The following is a 15007-nucleotide window of genomic DNA, read 5'->3' as shown; positions in this document are numbered from 1 at the left end:
ATTCGTCGTTGTCTGGGTCTGTGTCTTCTCCATGACCATTATCATTGAGTACATTGTATCTATCAAGTATAACTTCTGCATCGGTGCTAGCAATGTCGTCCTGGGCAATAGGTAGCTCGTTGTTGACGGTAGAGATTGAGATTTTCCCTGAAATATTCATGGCTTAATTTTTCCTAAAAAAGTAGATATTGATATCGGTTGCTTGAGTTTGTTATCTTATCCTCAAGATATTTCTATCATCCGTAATTTTCCTGAGTCATGGTGTGATCTTGATCTTGATGATGTGTGAAGTTTGCTAGTTAAATTAGTGAAACATATCAGCGATCATGATGAGCTTTATTGAACTATTGTGTGATCATGATCGCAAGAAAAAATGCCAAAAAGTCATGCTAAAGAGTCATCAAAAGTATTGTTATCATTAACTTTGGACTAATTAAAGTCATTGTGTTAGGCACCGAAATCTCCCTCGAAAAAAGGCTTGGATTTTGCCAAAATCAGTCAAAATAAACATAATGCAAAAAAACAGAGACCTTCCATGGAAGGTCTCTACAAGGAGTTGAGAACACGAATATTTAAGATTGGAAAATGTCTATTTATAGCGCTACGCGCTAGGTAACATGGAACAGCAAGCTGCTAAAGGATTTTCCTACGGAATGCTACGCAAACAGGATTTAGAAATGTCCTAACCTTAATGCGTAGCGCTATATTTAAAGACATAAAAAGCATGAGGTGCGATTCTTGAATAATTTTAAATAGCGATCGCTATTTAAAATCCTTGTAGTGTATAAAAACTTAAGTTATTGCTTCGTAAGGCTTATAGCGATTTTTTTTCAATCTATTTAGTGAAAAATCTAATCTTCTGCCAAGAATTTCCTGAACTAAATCATTGCCATTGCTGGTAGGAGTAATGGAAATTGCTTCAGCAGTAGTGGTCCCACCAAGGGCAACGATAGCAGTTCCGGCAACAGTCATGGAAATTTTTTTGATGAATTGTGAAATAGTCATGGCGTGATTTTCCCTGAACAAGTAGATATTGATATCGGTATCTTGAGTTTTTTATCTTATCCTCAAGATATTTCTATCATCCGTAATTTTCCTGATTTATGCTGTGATCTGGATCTTGATAATATGTGAAGTTTGCTAGATAAATTAGTGAAACAGATCAGCGAACGCGATGAGTTCTATTGAAATATTATGTGATGATGACCGCAAGGAAAAATTTTTCTAAATTTGAGAAATTAATTATCGGACTTGATTGATTTTTTCCCAAGCAATGAACCAGCAAAACCAACAGCTAATAACCCTATTAATACAGAAGGTTCAGGCACTTTTTTAGTAACCAAACTTTTTGCTTCAATAAACACCGCTGAATCAACCCGATCATCTGCCACATCAGCGATCGCCAACTTCATTCTATGAGTTCCCGCACTTAATCCCCGAGCTTCAAAAGTCAAGACAGTAGTCAAACCATCATACTCAATATCCAAATCACCGCCACCATTGTCTAAGTCATTATTCTTGAAATATTCTGGATTACTAGCATTACTTCCCAGCGGGAAACCCCCATTCACTGTATTAATAGAAACTGGAGTAGATGTATCAGGAATCAGAGCTAGATTCTCTCCATTTAGGAAGAAAGCGAAGACATCATTGAATTCAGAGTTTGTATATTCGATGTACTCTTCCGAGGCAAATACATAATTGAATAAAACATCACCTCCTTCAGTGTGAAAGTCAAATTCCAGAACAGTTGCATCCTGAGTGCTAGATCCAGGAATCAACCCGTCTAAATCAGAATCTCCAGGTAAGCCATTTGGAGTAGTTGTGTGGGGAGAATCATTGGGACCTTCAGCATCAAGTGCTGAACCTGTAGTCAGAATAATACCACGATCAATGCCAATATCAGATGATAATCCGTCAGTGAAAATTCCCGCAGCACCAGCAGCACCAGTGTAGTTAATAGAATTTGGTACAATTGTAATACCATTACCGAGGATTTCCTGAACTAAATCATTGCCATTGCTGGTAGGAGTAATGGAAATTGCTTGAGCAGTTGTGGTATTACCCAGGGCAACGATAGCAGTTCCGGCAACAGTCATGGAAATTTTTTTGATGAATTGTGAAATAGTCATGGCGTGATTTTCCGTGAAAAAGTAGATGTTGACATTTGGTTTATGGAGTGTTTTTTGTTTTCTCCTCAACCATGTTTTTATTATCAGTGGATTTCTGGATGAATGGTAAAAATGTGAATAAGCTCTCACAAAAAATGTTGTTGTGCTAATGGACGTGCCAAAAAATACACAATGACTCGTAGAAAATTACATTTGGTGTTTTTTTCCAGCTCAAACTTGCAATTACAGCGGGCTTTGTTGCATGAATGTTGCGATATAGCTGCCGCACTTGCTCCGCCAACGCAGAAATCCGCCTGACTGGAAGTTAACTAGATTTCAACTTTGTAGCTTTTGGGCTTACCTGTTTGAATCATACTGTTCGTGCCGTGCACATTGTATGAATAGCTCCACTGCCTGAGCATCAAATTTTCGTCGTCGCAACTTCCCTCCAAATATTACTTTGAGCCTAAACATAGTAGTTTTCCTTCGGAATGCTACGCAAACAGATAAGGAGCGTCGATGGTAGCCACATTCACGTTTCCATTTCTTGCGTCCTACAATTCTTATTCTTCTGAGGTTTTCATCCCTGGGATGAGGTGGGCATTTACAGTTGCCATGTTGACCTATTACCGCATTTTTTTCTGGGTGGAATCGTTGGCTTTGCTCCTCGTTCCCTAGCTTTCTGGTAACACTTATACTTGTCATAGGCTCCGTCTCCTGATACTTGGGCTACAACACCATCTACTCCATCTAACAGGTCAGAAAATACAAGGGAGACACTTACCGAATTATTAATTATTAATAATTAATAATTAAATAATTCTGGTTTAAAGCCTCCCCTTTTAAGGGGAAAGAAAGAAATAATATTTCCTTATCTTCAATCAAGAACGGTTTTAACCAGAGGTAATTATCAATTATCCATTATCAATTATCAATTAATGAAGTCATTGGTAGTCACTACCCCACTGACAATCTCCCCTGTGGCCTCCGGAACTCCTAAATGTAATTTACGCCATGTACGCCGTTTACTCACACCATGAGCTCTTGTTTTCCATTCACCCTCCCCGTAAACTTTTACCCCTGTAGAGTCTACTACCACATGAATGGCTTCATTGGTTGGCATAACTGGCAGTTGAACATTCAGTTTTTGCAAGGGACGGGATATAGTACTATGGTCTGGTACTGGTAAATCTAAGTCTATCAATTGAAATATAGATTCGACAAAACATAAGCGTCTGTCGTCCGGCCAGACTAAACAGTGATTGTATAGTCACCATAAATTTAATAGCTGTGTCACTATAGGTATTTGATGCTCCCCTACGTCCAGTTTTCGCTATTGTTTACCCACTGCTCTATTACTTCATCATGTAGCCAAAATGTGAGACTCCCTCTTTGTTTTAAGGAGGCATCATATTCAGACCAGTTACTAACTCGGTACTTAGAATTGGACTTAGACTTGGATTTACTCATATCTACATTAGTGTAGGTTTATTGTTCCATGCAATGTCATTTTTACCCTATTTGTTGTCTTTGTGCAACAAAGCCATTAATAATTGATAATTAATAATTGAAGAGCGAGTCGGCTAGGGAGATAGTCTTTCTTTGTAATTAATAGTTAATAATTCAACAATTCAGGTGAAAAACATCCCCTTGAAAAGAAAACAAGATTTTTTTCTTTGACTCAATCCTCTCCATTTTAGGGAGAGATAATTATTAATTGTTAATTATTGAAGCCGCAGAATTTGTATGCGTAAATGGAAGTTTATAAGGCGGATACAAACCAGCCTCACTGGAAGGGCAGAAAACTTCAGCACACACAGGCTTTGACTAAAATTATGCAAGAAAATTGGGATAAGAGCGATCGCCCTATTCCCCAAGTAGGCGATCGCTTTACCGAATATGTTCAAGTTTCCTCTGAACACGACCCCAATATTCATGGTTACAGCACTCATTATAAACAAGGAGATTGGGAAGTAGTTCGGGTTGAAACTTATACAACTGAATTAGAGACTGTTTGTAAAGTTTTGTAAGGGAAAGCGATCGCCATAACGCAAAAGGTAAGACAATGATAATTGTAATGATTTTCCCTCCTATGGAAAGAAAAAACTATCCCAGTGACCTAACCAATGAACAGTGGGAAATTTTCAGGCCCCTGATTCCTCCACCCCATTCTGGTGGTAGGTCTGGAAGTGTCGATACAACAGAAGTTATTAATGGTATTTTCGTTGCTTTACACAACGGCTGTACATGACGGGCACTTCCTCATGATTTACCACCTTGGCAGACCGTAGCTACATATTTTTATCGTTGGCAACGCAGTGGAGTATGGAAAGAAATCAATCATACGTTACGTTTGCGGAGCATTCCGATAGGAAAGCTTTGCAGAATGCAAAACATGTCCGGCAGTGTTAACGGAGTTATGCGCCAGCAAAACGCACCCTACTGAACCTAATTATCAATTATCCATTATCATCAGCGGATCGCTTAACCCCAACTCCTCAAAAGCAGTCAACCGCAACCGACAAGAATCACATACACCACAAGGTTTCTCTCCACCCGCATAACACGACCAGGTTTTTTCCCAAGGAACTCCTAAACTATTCCCCAATTGAATAATCTCAGTTTTTTTCATCTCCAGAAGTGGCGCAACAATAGCGATCGCTTCTCCCTCTCTACCCTGTTTAGTTCCCAGTCGAAATACCTCTTGCATTGCTTGAATATAGTCAGGGCGACAGTCTGGATAACCGGAATAGTCTAAAGCATTTACCCCAATATAAACCCGACCCGCATTCACAACCTCAGCATAAGCAAGAGCAAAACTCAGAAAAATAGTATTCCGCGCCGGAACATAAGTAATAGGAATATTTTCTGACATCTCTTCAACCGAGCGATCGCTAGGCAAATCAATTTGATTATCAGTTAATGCCGAACCTCCCCATAATCTTAAGTCAAAATTTACAACATGATGTTGTATGACACCCACAGCATCAGCAATTTTTTTAGCTGACTCTAACTCGCGACGGTGGCGTTGTTGATAGTCAAAAGAAATAGCATAACATTCACAACCATCTGCTTTTGCTTGATACAAAACCGTTGAGGAATCTAATCCTCCTGATAATAAAATAACTGCTTTCATTTTTCTGTATATTTCATTTGGTCTACTGACCAACATTAAGTGTTTTGATAATCAACTTATTGTAACTGAAACTAGAATTACTCTTTGTATCAAACAGAGCAGGAATTAGGGTTTCTAGAATTGTAGGGGTTTGGTCTCCAAACCCTTCCCCATGATATCAATCCCTAATTAGGGATTAGGTAAAGAAAGAAATGATGTAGAATAGAAGCAGGATATTTTACCCCGAACTTCTAAAAGCTGATAGCTAATAGCTGAGTGCTAAGTCCTACTTCAATCATAACTATCAGAACCATCGTAAAAATGAAGTCTACCATAACCAAGAAAATGACCATGAGGTTTTTCTCCGAGAGGAAAAGCAGTCACTCCAAATAAATATATTCCTCCATATCTAGGAGTTCGCACTGGACGCAAACCAATAGTAAAAGTTTTGCCTGGAGGTACTGGAGGATTGAGAATTACTGAGATGGTATTAGTTTTTTTATCGATCGCTACTTCCTCCACTGTCAACTGTTGACCTTTATCCCGATGGGTTCCTTCAAAGGCAATTATTTTTTTGGGATTATATCTAATATTATCAGGACCTTCAGTTTTGCTAATTGTCACCTGTTTTAGTGGTACTCCAGCATCAGGCAATAAGTTGAGAGTAAAGTAATAGGTAGCGCCCCAGACATAAGTGTCACTTCGGGTAGTTACTGCTTTAACTAGACGAGGTGGTTGGGCAAAATAAACTGTACCATCTTTTGTCTGAATTCCTAAAGTGGGAGTGATAAATAATAAAAAAGGCAAAAGAAATAAGGAAAACTTTTTCATATTTTAACCTGAATCATTTAATTATTAATTCTTAATTATTCGGTCATATTTTATCCTAGGGGTTTGGTCTCCAAATCCCATTTTTTATTGGGTTTGGAGACCAAATCCCTACATTTTTTTTTACCAATCATTTCTTATGGCTATATCAATTGCTTTTCCTAACAAAGGTAATAGCTGACCGCTGACCGCTGAATGCTGAATGCTGAATGCTGAATGCTACTTTATACCATTTTCTGTACAAACAAAATCAAGAGGTTTATCCCAGGAATCTATAGGTAAATCTTGTAAATAAGCCAATTCAAATATAATCCCAATAGTAGGTTTTGATGCCCATTCTTGCTGACTTAGCATCCGGTCATAAAAACCTCCACCATATCCTAAACGATAATTATTAACATTACAAGCAACAGCAGGAACTAAAATTAAATCTACTTCTGATGACTTTAATAATGGAGCATTTAATTCTGGTTCTAGAATACCATAAGCACCTTTTTGTAGAGAATTTTCTGGTTGCCAAATATGCCAATATAGAGACTTTTCTACACACCTTGGAAAACCCCAAGTTTTACTAGCAAAAAATTTTTTTTCCTGTTCATTTGTAAATAATAAACTCAGGTCTGGTTCCTGACGGAAACTAAAGTAAGCTAAAACAGTTTTAGCTGTTTGGAATAGAGAGAAATTTTGTAAGTTAAGACATAGGCGATCGCTCTTTTCTTTCCATTCTGTCTCAGCCATAGACCGACGTTTTTTTAATAATGATTTTCTTAATTCTTTTTTAAGCATTAATCTGTTAAAGAGGGAGTAGGGAGTAGGGAGTAGGGAGTAGGGGGAAAGAATTGATGAATAAGGGTGCGATTAGATTATTCTTCTTCATTTTCATTACTATTAGATATAGAAAGCAGGTCTAGTGATAATTGTTGAGGTAGTTGATCGAGTTGGAAATATTGATGAAACTTATCTGTGACTTGTAACCAATAAGAACGAGATTCCTTTTGACGACGTTTACGGATAAAGCCTAAACTTACCAGTTCAGGAACGTGCTGATAGATACCCGAACCACGAATATCTACTAATTCTGATTGGGTAATACCTCCTTTTAGAGCGATCGCTGCTAAAGTCCTCAAAGCGCCCACTCCTAATTCTGGTTGAATCAAGCTTTCTATCAACTCACTAAAAGTTGGTTTGAGTTGAAGACTATAGCCTTTTTCTGTTTCAACAACCTCTAAAGCAGTATGTCGATGAGCATATTCTGACATTAATTCAATTAAAGCATCTTTGACTTGGCCACGCTCGCACTTGGCAATTTCAGAAATTTCAGAAATAGAGAGGGGTTGTCCCTTGAGATATAAAATTGCCTCAATTTTACTAGAAAGACTATACATTTAATATCATTACCCTTACCATAATTTTATTGTATTTTGGTCAAAAAACTTAGCTAATCAAGAAACAGTGAAGTTTTCTCACCTAATTTTTTCTATCATATATTCCCTTTAATACCAACTTTATAAATATTTGTTTTTTCTATAAAGTTATTGATTTGATTGAGCAATAAAATTTTATATTTTTTTCCTTCTTTCTTAGTAAATAATTAAGGTTTATAGTTACAACAATAATTTAACTTCTGAGTTCTAAATTCTCAATTCTAAATCTCAAATATAGCCAGAACAATAATTTAACTTCTGAATTCTAAATTCTAAATTGGGGTATTTGATTTTAACAAAATTTATGGTATTATAAAAGCTTGTGTGTAAAATTAGCGTAAGTCCATGCCAAAACTAAAAACTCGCAAATCAGCAGCAAGACGATTTAAAGCCACAGGCAGTGGCAAAATCAAACGTCGTAAAGCCTTCAAGAGTCATCTTTTGGAGCATAAAAGCTCTACTCGCAAGAACGATATGTCGAAAATGGCTCTTGTCCATGAGACTAATGAAGAAAATGTACGTCTAATGCTTCCTTATTTATAAAGTATAAAATTTTAGGTTAGGAGAAAAATTATGCCGAGAGTTAAAAGAGGTAATGTTGCCCGAAAACGCCGTAACAAAATTCTGAAGCTAGCTAAAGGATTTAGAGGGGCACAGTCCAGACTATTTAAAGTTGCTAACCAACGAGTAATGCAGGCGTTACGCAATGCTTATCGCGATCGCCGGAAACGGAAACGGGACTTTCGCCGTTTATGGATTGCCCGGATCAATGCAGCAGCTCGTCAACAAGGTACAAGCTATAGTCAATTAATTGGCAATATGAAAAAAGCCAATATTGAAATTAACCGTAAAATGTTAGCACAATTAGCAGTTTTAGATCCTGAAACTTTTGCAAAAGTTGTGGAGTTGGCAGGTAAAGCTAATGGATAATTGATAATGGATAATTGATAATTGATAATGGATAATTGATAATTAATAATTAATCCCCAAAGGTGATTATATAGATACAGCAAATTCCAGGTATGTAAGGTACAACAAAATAAAAACCTTTGTCGCACAGACATATTGCCTGTTGGAATCCGTTGTAATTGATAATTAGAGATATTTTCATTATTCATTATCAATATCAGTATTAATTAATGAAAATGCACCACGACCTACAATAAACATTAATCCTGGGTAAAGATTATGGATAGCACTCTACCAGTTTTATACTTATTAATACTGCTAATATTATTGTCAATAACAGCTATATTTATTATTCGTCAGATTACGAAGACGAGGAAAACAGAAGGTCAGCTTTCTAACTTGAAAAATAAATTGACAAAAGAACAGGGAACAGTAGATGAATATTATCAGCTTGCTAGTATATATTTAGAAAAAAAATTGTATGTTCAGGCAATTGAATTATTTCAAAAAGCTCTGAGATTAAAAGACGAAGAGAATGTAGAAGATTTTCCGAAAGTTTATAATGCTCTTGGTTTTGCTTACTTCTCTCAAGAGCAATATGATATTTCAATTAGGCAGTATAAAGAAGCATTAAAAATAGCTCCTAATTATGTAACAGCTTACAATAATTTGGGTCATGCTTATGAGAAGAAAAAATTAACTGCCCAAGCATTAGAAGCTTATGAGTCAGCACTGAAATATGACTCAAAAAATGATACTGCGAAAAGACGTGCAGAATCTATGAGGAAACGTTCTTAAATTTATAATTTAGAATTTAGAAGTAAAAATTATTAGCTCGTAGTTGCGCTTTAGCGCGGCAAGACACATGATCAGGACTTACGCAGAAGCACTATGATCTAGTAGGGGCGAATGGCCATTCGCCCCTACAGATGGTGTATAATTTCATTTTTTGCGTAAGTCCTGATGATATAAAACTGAAAGTCAAATAAATTACCGTGTAGAAATAATCAATTTGAGGACTTACGCAAAGAAACCGGGTTTTTAGGATAAATCGTTGTTTTTAACAATAAATATTGACGAAAAAACCCGGTTTCTCGGTCCGCCTGCGTAAGTCCTGAATTTCTTACTTTTGACTTTTGATTTTTGACTTAATTAATTGGCAGGTAAAATTATGGGTTGGCAAGATAGTTTAAATAAATTTACAGGCAAAACGAGATTTGTTGTGTCTCGTTTATTTATTCACTTAGCGGGTTCGGAGGTAACGCCTTTATTGGGTGTTTTGAATAGAGCTGTTAGGGAAGCGGTTGCATCAGAAGGTGACTTGGAAGTAGTGGGGGAAAGACTGGTTGAAGTCTGTCAAAGTCTCCTACAATATAATATCTATTGGCAGTCTGCTGCAAATGAGGGAGATGTTATTTGGAATGAGGGAGAAGCGGGAGACTTTTTTGATGAATTGTTTACAGACTCTGCTCAACGCTACCTAAGTTCTGGGGAAAATGATGACTATGGGGAAGATAACGAACCGTTAACTTTGCCTCCCACTGGTAATTTAGTGGTAATGATAACAGTTGCTTTTGAGGGAGAAGTGCCAGACATTGAAACTGACTTGGCGAGTATGGGGGCGATGACTGAAGCATTAAAAGCTTTGATTAATTTACATTATCAAGAAAAGTTGCGGGGTATTCAAATACATTTTTCTCCAGCACGTTTAGGGGATGAATTGGATAATGAACAATTATTAGTTAATTTTTCTGAATTAATTCCTTTGTAATATTATTTCAGCTAAAACATTTTATTTAAGTAGATCGCAAAGTAGGGACGTTGGATAACAAAAATGCGTTTCATGTCGCATAGCGAAACGTCCCTACAGTAACATCAAAAATGGTGTTCAAATATTTGATTTGAGTAGAGTCCAGTAGGGTGCTGTTTCGCTACGCGACATGTTTGCGGAGCATTCCGTCAGGAAAAAGCGATAGCGTAACGCACCAGCAACATGAAAATGGTGCGTTACGCTCCACTTCGTTCCACTAACGCACCCTACAAAGTTTTAATATGGTTAATTATAATTATCCTCAATTTGAATAATTTTTATGATTGTCATCGTATATATTGTATAGCAATCCTAAATAGGTTGTAAGATTTTATTGTAGGGGTTTGGTCTCCAAACCCAAGTGCCAAGGGATTTGTCAACCAAACCTCTACAGTTTTTTCTCACAAATCATTCGATATTGCTATAGCAGTCAAGACTTATTCGAGGAGAATAATATATGCCGAAATCAGTAGGTAATTCTAATGTAGAAAAACTTAAAACTGGTGAAGCTAAACTTTTAATTCTTTTAGTAGGAATTAATCAATATGATGACACCAGAATAAATAACCTTAATTATTGTGTTAATGATTGTCAGGAATTAAAGGCAGCATTAGAATCATCTACAAAATGATTCACTAATAAAACTATTATTATCCATCACGATAATACTCCTGAATCTCCTCTGCTTGATGTGGTAAAAAATAGCTTAGAAAAGTTAGTCACTCAAGCAACTAAAGAAGATACTATTTTAATTTATTTTTCCGGTCATGGTTTTTTAGACAAACAAACTCAACAACCAATATTATGTCTGAAAAATACTCAAACTAATAATTTAACTACAACGGGTTTGCCTGTGGCAGAAATTCTGCAAAAGTTGGCAGAAAGTGGTGCTAAATATCAATTGATTTTTATTGATGCTTGTCATAGTGGTGGAACAAGTATTAATTTTCAGGATTTGTCTCAAGGTAAGAAATTATCTGAATCTGAAATACCTAGTATTGCTCCACAATTAATTGAATTATTTTGGCAAAGGGCTGCTAAAAGTAAAGGTTTTTATGCCCTTTTGTCTTGCGATAAATATGAACAATCTAGAGAATGGAAAAATTTAAAACATGGATTATTTACTTATTATTTGATTCAAGGTTTTTTGGGTCAGGCTGCGGATAAGTTGGGAGTTATTGAGGCGGATAGTTTATATAAATATGTCTATAATCGCACTTTGGAATATATTGATAAAACTAATCAGCAAATTCGTTTGACTAATCAACAAAAAGCTAATCGTGGTGAATCAAATATTCAGTCGGAATCTCCAGCACAAATTCCTCTAAGAATTGTGGAAGGAGCGGGAGAGTTTGTATTAGGAATTGTGCCCATTAATAGTTATGAAAATAGTCGGCGACAGGCTGTAATTATTAATGGTTTGGCAGAATGTGAGGAGACTGTTTCTTTATCAGGTGTTTTGCACAGTCGGGGTGATTTTACTGTGGGATATTGGCCGCAAACAAACCGCTCTTGGCAAGATGTAAAAGGCGGAATATTGGAATGTTTGAATATTAATCCCCCCCAGCCCCCCTTTGAAAGGGGGGAGTTAGAAATTGAGCCTCCCCAACCACCCTTGGGAAAGGGCGAGTTGGAGTTGGAAACAGCCTTTTTCTACATCCGCGGTGAGGTTGAAACTATTATTAATGATGATGATGAGCAGGAACATTATCTGGTTTTGGGGGATGGGGTGCGTATTAGTTGTTTTTGGTTGCAGAGAAAATTATGGAGTTCCCAGGTGCGTCAACAGGTAATTATTCTTGATTTTCCTAATGCTGAAAATGATGTGCTGACTCAATGGGTGGAATATTTGCACCAAGAAAAGAATAAGTCTCAATGTATTATTGCTTCCTCGTCGTTAGAGTTTTCTCAAGAATTGGTGAAAATATTCGGAAATGCTCGACATGGTTTGACTGTTGCGGGGTTGGTTATTGAGTTGCAGCAACGGTTGCCTATTACAACTTTTTTGTCTGGAAATGCTATTGATATTTTGCTTCCTGGGGAGGCAACTAATACAATTTTTGATGCTAATATCTGCCCTTACAAGGGTTTGGAGGCGTTTCGTCTACAGGATGCGGAGTTCTTTTTTGGTAGGCAAAAGCTGATACAGGAGATTTTGGCAAGGTTGCGGGATAGTTCGTTTTTGGCGGTGGTTGGTGCTTCGGGTAGTGGAAAGTCTTCCGTGGTGCAAGCTGGTGTTTTGCCACAACTGGCGGCGGGGAAGCAACCGCCTGGTAAATGTTGGTGTGGTTGTTTTCGCCCTGGTGCAACGCCGATAAATGCTTTAGCTCAGGTATTGGCAACTGATGGGAAGGTTGATGAAAAGGAGGGTTCGTTGCATTTGGGTGTGGAATGGTTGGTTTTGTGGTTGCGTCGTCGGGTGGAACCGATGGTGGTTTTGGTGGTGGATCAGTTTGAGGAATTATTTACTTTGACTGCTGAAAACGAACGTTTGGAGTTTCTGAATTTGCTGTTGGGTGCTTTGCGGGAAACGTCGGATAAGTTGAGGTTGATAATAACGTTGCGGGATGATTTTATTGGTAATTGTTTGGAGGTGCCAGAGTTGGAGGTTTTGGTGCAGGAGAATTTGATGTTGGTGTCGCCGAATTTGCAGGAGCAGGAATATCGAGACGCTATAGTTAAACCTGCTGAGAAGGTGGGGTTAAAGGTGGAGTCTGGTTTGGTGGATGTATTGTTGGATGAAGTGCAGGAAGAGTTGGGTGGTTTGCCTTTGTTGCAGTTTGTTTTGCGGGAGTTGTGGGAAAAGCGCCGGGATGGAATGTTGAGTTTGCAGGTTTATCAGGAGGAAATTGGTGGTTTTAAGGAGGTGTTGGAAAATAAAGCGGAGGATGTGAGGCGGGGTTTGCATAGGGAGGAGGAGAGTTGCGCTCAGTTTATTTTTCTGGAGTTGGTGCAGTTGGGAGAGGAGGGGAAGGATACTCGCCGTCGGGTGTTGAAGTCGGAGTTGTTGGGTAAGAAGTATGGGAAGGAGAAGGTGGAGTCTGTGTTGCAACAGTTGAGTGATGCGCGGTTAATTGTTGTTGGTGGGAATGTTGAGTCTGGAGAAAAGGGTGAAAATGTGGAGGAGAATGTTGCTGAGTCTGTTGAGGAGAATTTAGGGGAATTAGAAATTACTGTGGAAGTTGCTCACGAAATCTTAATTCGTCATTGGACAACTTTACGTTGGTGGTTGGAGAAAAATAGAAGTCGACTACAACAGCAACGACAGATAGAGCAGGATGCTAAGAAGTGGGTGCAACATGGGCGAGTGGATGATTTTTTGCTGCGGGGTGTAGCGTTGCAGAATGCGGAAGAACTTTATATTAAGTATGGTGATGAGTTGTCTGAGTTGACTCAGCAGTTTATTGAAGCGGGGATGGCGTTGCGTCAACGGCAGGAAGAGGAAAAACGACTGGGTAGGCGAAAGACGATATTGGGGTTAGTGAGTGGTTTGATGGCGGTGTCGGTGTTTGCTGTGGGGGCGGTGTGGCAGTGGCGTCGGGCTGTTGTTGGAGAAACAAATGCTAATCTCAGAGCTGAAATAGCTACATTAAAATCCCGCTTAGACTCTAGCTTAGAAGTACAGATGGATGTGCTAAAATTTATTCAAAAATTACAAGTAACAAAGGATGAGGCTATTCAGAAACAAGGTAAAAACCTACTCCGACAAATCGTTTACTGGCAAGGAAGGAAAGAAGTTAATAGTTTACGAGGGCACAATGATGATGTCTTGGATGTAGCATTTAGCCCCGATGGGAAATTGATTGTTTCGGGGAGTGAGGATAACACTATCAAACTGTGGAAAACAGATGGCACTTTAGTTGAGACTTTACCGGGGCACGATGATTATGTCTTGGATGTAGCATTTAGCCCCGATGGGAAATTGATTGTTTCGGGGAGTGAGGATAACACTATCAAACTGTGGAAAACAGATGGCACTTTAGTTGAGACTTTACCGGGGCACGATGATTATGTCTTGGATGTAGCATTTAGCCCCGATGGGGAATTGATTGCTTCGGGGAGTTGGGATGGCACAGTCAAACTCTGGAAAACAGATGGCACTTTAGTTGAGACTTTACCGGGGCACAAAAATCCTGTCATGGCTGTAGCATTTAGCCCGGATGGGGAATTAATTGCTTCGGGGAGTTATGATAATACGATCAAACTGTGGAAAACAGATGGCACTTTAGTTGAGACTTTATCGGGACACAAATATTATGTCAATGCTGTAGCATTTAGCCCCGATGGGAAATTGATTGTTTCGGGGAGTGAGGATAACACTATCAAACTGTGGAAAACAGATGGCACTTTAGTTGAGACTTTACAGGAGCACAAAGATACTGTCATTGCTGTAGCATTTAGCCCCGATGGAAAATTAATTGTTTCGGGGAGTCAGGATAATACGATCAAACTGTGGAAAACAGATGGCACTTTAGTTGAGACTTTATCCGGGCACAATGATACTGTCTATGATGTAGTATTTAGCCCCGATGGAAAATTGATTGCTTCGGGGAGTTGGGATGGCACAGTCAAACTGTGGAAAATAGATGGCACTTGAGTTGATACCTTTGAGGGGCACAATAGTGATGTCAATGCTGTAGCATTTAGCCCCAATCGGGAATTGATAGCTTCGGGGAGTTTGGATAACACAGTCAAACTATGGAAAACAGATGGCACTTGAGTTGATACCTTTAAGGGGCACAATGATGATGTCTTTGCTGTAGCATTTAGCCCCAATCGGGAATTGATAGCTTCGGGGAGTTTGGATAAC

13 protein-coding genes and 5 pseudogenes are annotated in these 15007 nt (G+C 38.3%); 10 read left to right on the top strand and 8 right to left on the bottom strand.

Going from position 1 to position 15007, the window contains the following annotated elements; translation table 11 throughout:
* Positions 1–861 precede the first annotated feature (861 nt).
* The 4 genes and pseudogenes from ACP6PK_RS28470 to ACP6PK_RS28455 all read right to left on the bottom strand — a co-directional run.
* Positions 862–1005: pseudogene (locus ACP6PK_RS28470) on the bottom strand (choice-of-anchor L domain-containing PEP-CTERM protein); the annotation flags it as partial.
* Positions 1006–1238: 233 nt separating this feature from the next.
* Complete coding sequence (locus ACP6PK_RS28465) at positions 1239–2132, bottom strand: choice-of-anchor L domain-containing protein (RefSeq protein WP_426564743.1); 894 nt, start codon at positions 2130–2132, stop codon at positions 1239–1241.
* A 336-nt stretch (positions 2133–2468) separates the two neighbouring features.
* Positions 2469–2816, bottom strand: a complete 348-nt coding sequence (locus ACP6PK_RS28460) for a hypothetical protein (RefSeq protein WP_426564741.1) — start codon at positions 2814–2816, stop codon at positions 2469–2471.
* A gap of 259 nt (positions 2817–3075) precedes the next feature.
* Positions 3076–3581 (bottom strand): annotated as a pseudogene (locus ACP6PK_RS28455) (IS5 family transposase); the annotation flags it as partial.
* A gap of 365 nt (positions 3582–3946) precedes the next feature.
* On the opposite strand from ACP6PK_RS28455, the gene ACP6PK_RS28450 reads away from it, so the two are divergent.
* Positions 3947–4141, top strand: a complete 195-nt coding sequence (locus ACP6PK_RS28450) for a hypothetical protein (RefSeq protein ID WP_143438061.1) — start codon at positions 3947–3949, stop codon at positions 4139–4141.
* A 35-nt stretch (positions 4142–4176) separates the two neighbouring features.
* Positions 4177–4557, top strand: a pseudogene (locus ACP6PK_RS28445) (transposase).
* Between the two features lie 9 nt (positions 4558–4566).
* Here ACP6PK_RS28445 and queC read toward each other — a convergent pair.
* From queC to scpB, 4 genes are all read right to left on the bottom strand, one after another.
* Positions 4567–5247 (bottom strand): 7-cyano-7-deazaguanine synthase QueC, encoded by a 681-nt coding sequence (gene queC, locus ACP6PK_RS28440; RefSeq protein ID WP_094674428.1) that lies wholly within the window; start codon positions 5245–5247, stop codon positions 4567–4569.
* A gap of 270 nt (positions 5248–5517) precedes the next feature.
* A complete protein-coding gene (locus tag ACP6PK_RS28435; RefSeq protein ID WP_094674422.1) occupies positions 5518–6057 on the bottom strand; it encodes a DUF2808 domain-containing protein in 540 nt (179 codons plus the stop codon).
* A 216-nt stretch (positions 6058–6273) separates the two neighbouring features.
* Positions 6274–6840 (bottom strand): 5-formyltetrahydrofolate cyclo-ligase, encoded by a 567-nt coding sequence (locus ACP6PK_RS28430; RefSeq protein ID WP_426564738.1) that lies wholly within the window; start codon positions 6838–6840, stop codon positions 6274–6276.
* 77 nt (positions 6841–6917) lie between these two features.
* Positions 6918–7439 (bottom strand): SMC-Scp complex subunit ScpB, encoded by a 522-nt coding sequence (scpB, locus tag ACP6PK_RS28425; RefSeq protein ID WP_094674426.1) that lies wholly within the window; start codon positions 7437–7439, stop codon positions 6918–6920.
* Positions 7440–7823: 384 nt separating this feature from the next.
* Here scpB and rpmI point away from each other — a divergent pair, with 384 nt between their 5' ends.
* The 8 genes and pseudogenes from rpmI to ACP6PK_RS28385 form a co-directional block, all read left to right on the top strand.
* Complete coding sequence (rpmI, locus tag ACP6PK_RS28420) at positions 7824–8021, top strand: 50S ribosomal protein L35 (RefSeq protein WP_094671995.1); 198 nt, start codon at positions 7824–7826, stop codon at positions 8019–8021.
* A gap of 30 nt (positions 8022–8051) precedes the next feature.
* Entirely contained in the window at positions 8052–8408 is a 357-nt protein-coding gene (rplT, locus tag ACP6PK_RS28415) for a 50S ribosomal protein L20 (protein ID WP_426564735.1), read from the top strand.
* A 258-nt stretch (positions 8409–8666) separates the two neighbouring features.
* The gene (locus tag ACP6PK_RS28410) at positions 8667–9185 is read left to right on the top strand and encodes a tetratricopeptide repeat protein (protein ID WP_094671993.1); all 519 of its coding nucleotides are present in this window, start codon (positions 8667–8669) and stop codon (positions 9183–9185) included.
* Positions 9186–9558: 373 nt separating this feature from the next.
* Positions 9559–10158 (top strand): DUF1517 domain-containing protein, encoded by a 600-nt coding sequence (locus ACP6PK_RS28405; protein ID WP_210407255.1) that lies wholly within the window; start codon positions 9559–9561, stop codon positions 10156–10158.
* Positions 10159–10654: 496 nt separating this feature from the next.
* Positions 10655–10828, top strand: coding sequence for a hypothetical protein (locus ACP6PK_RS28400; RefSeq protein ID WP_426564733.1), 174 nt, complete (start codon positions 10655–10657; stop codon positions 10826–10828).
* A gap of 60 nt (positions 10829–10888) precedes the next feature.
* Positions 10889–14794, top strand: a complete 3906-nt coding sequence (locus ACP6PK_RS28395; RefSeq protein WP_426564731.1) for an nSTAND1 domain-containing NTPase — start codon at positions 10889–10891, stop codon at positions 14792–14794.
* 51 nt (positions 14795–14845) lie between these two features.
* Positions 14846–14917: pseudogene (locus tag ACP6PK_RS28390) on the top strand (WD40 repeat domain-containing protein); the annotation flags it as partial.
* Between the two features lie 42 nt (positions 14918–14959).
* Positions 14960–15007 (top strand): annotated as a pseudogene (locus ACP6PK_RS28385) (hypothetical protein); the annotation flags it as partial.

The organism is Dapis hubbardiae BLCC-M172 (assembly GCF_050016015.1).
Classification (GTDB): domain Bacteria; phylum Cyanobacteriota; class Cyanobacteriia; order Cyanobacteriales; family Microcoleaceae; genus Trichodesmium.
The sequence above is the reverse complement of the archived record's forward strand: the minus strand, read 5'-3'. Positions and strand labels throughout refer to the sequence as shown.

Bases quoted from the DNA above. Each gene is read 5' to 3' on its own strand.
- ACP6PK_RS28465 (WP_426564743.1), bottom strand. From the start codon at position 2,132: ATGACTATTTCACAATTCATCAAAAAAATTTCCATGACTGTTGCCGGA.
- ACP6PK_RS28460 (WP_426564741.1), bottom strand. From the start codon at position 2,816: ATGACAAGTATAAGTGTTACCAGAAAGCTAGGGAACGAGGAGCAAAGC.
- ACP6PK_RS28450 (WP_143438061.1), top strand. From the start codon at position 3,947: ATGCAAGAAAATTGGGATAAGAGCGATCGCCCTATTCCCCAAGTAGGC.
- queC (WP_094674428.1), bottom strand. From the start codon at position 5,247: ATGAAAGCAGTTATTTTATTATCAGGAGGATTAGATTCCTCAACGGTT.
- ACP6PK_RS28435 (WP_094674422.1), bottom strand. From the start codon at position 6,057: ATGAAAAAGTTTTCCTTATTTCTTTTGCCTTTTTTATTATTTATCACT.
- ACP6PK_RS28430 (WP_426564738.1), bottom strand. From the start codon at position 6,840: ATGCTTAAAAAAGAATTAAGAAAATCATTATTAAAAAAACGTCGGTCT.
- scpB (WP_094674426.1), bottom strand. From the start codon at position 7,439: ATGTATAGTCTTTCTAGTAAAATTGAGGCAATTTTATATCTCAAGGGA.
- rpmI (WP_094671995.1), top strand. From the start codon at position 7,824: ATGCCAAAACTAAAAACTCGCAAATCAGCAGCAAGACGATTTAAAGCC.
- rplT (WP_426564735.1), top strand. From the start codon at position 8,052: ATGCCGAGAGTTAAAAGAGGTAATGTTGCCCGAAAACGCCGTAACAAA.
- ACP6PK_RS28410 (WP_094671993.1), top strand. From the start codon at position 8,667: ATGGATAGCACTCTACCAGTTTTATACTTATTAATACTGCTAATATTA.
- ACP6PK_RS28405 (WP_210407255.1), top strand. From the start codon at position 9,559: ATGGGTTGGCAAGATAGTTTAAATAAATTTACAGGCAAAACGAGATTT.
- ACP6PK_RS28400 (WP_426564733.1), top strand. From the start codon at position 10,655: ATGCCGAAATCAGTAGGTAATTCTAATGTAGAAAAACTTAAAACTGGT.